1 protein-coding gene is annotated in these 671 nt (G+C 63.0%); it reads right to left on the bottom strand.

Features of this window, described 5'->3' with window-relative positions; translation table 11 throughout:
• Window positions 1-307: 307 nt before the first annotated feature.
• A partial coding sequence (locus K206_RS0108880; protein ID WP_020202060.1) for a GNAT family N-acetyltransferase occupies window positions 308-671 on the bottom strand: 364 nt, incomplete at its 5' end.

Below are 671 nucleotides of genomic sequence, written 5' to 3'. Positions count from 1 at the left end.
CACACCGCCAGCCAGATCGTGGCCAGCCGAACCGATAACGGCAGGATGTCAGCAGAACCGCAGGCCCCACGACGAAACCAGAAACACTAGAAACCCCAACGTTTCTGCCCCTGCCGGCCAGGCAGCCCGCTTTCTTTGCCTACTTTCTTTTCGGGGAAAAGAAAGTAGGTCGCTCCGGGGGAGCGAAAGCCTTTGACTTTGACTTTGACGTTCAGCCATTGACTTCGACGTTCAGTCGTTAAACTTGATATTAAGTAATTGATTTAAAATAAAAAAATTTCCTCATCGAAGTCAGGCAGACCCGCAACTAAACTTCCCTCTCCATCAACACCGCATCGTCCCCATAGGCCGCCAGTTTGGCGGACAACGCCGCGCCCGCCGGCGCAATCTGCTGATAGCCCAGCCGGCCCCACCAGCCGGCCGCCGACTGCACCGCGACCAGCCGCGACGAGCGCAACCCGGCGTCGAGCGCCGCCGCCCGCGCTGCCTGCCAGAGCCGCAAGGCCAGGCCTTGCCCCTGCCCGGCGGGCGCCACCGCCATGTCGTGCACGAACCAGGTGAGTTCGCCGCCGTCCCAGTGCCTGGCCAGCAGGCCGTCGAACGGCGGCAGGCTGTCCTGCGGCCACATGTGGGTGAACAGGTAGGCGGCCAGCGCCTCGGGCCGGCCCGCC

It is taken from the genome of Cupriavidus sp. WS, assembly GCF_000395345.1.
In the GTDB taxonomy this organism is placed as follows: Bacteria; Pseudomonadota; Gammaproteobacteria; order Burkholderiales; family Burkholderiaceae; genus Cupriavidus; species Cupriavidus basilensis_B.
Note: the sequence above shows the minus strand (reverse complement) of the source record. Positions and strands in the feature narration are given on the sequence as shown.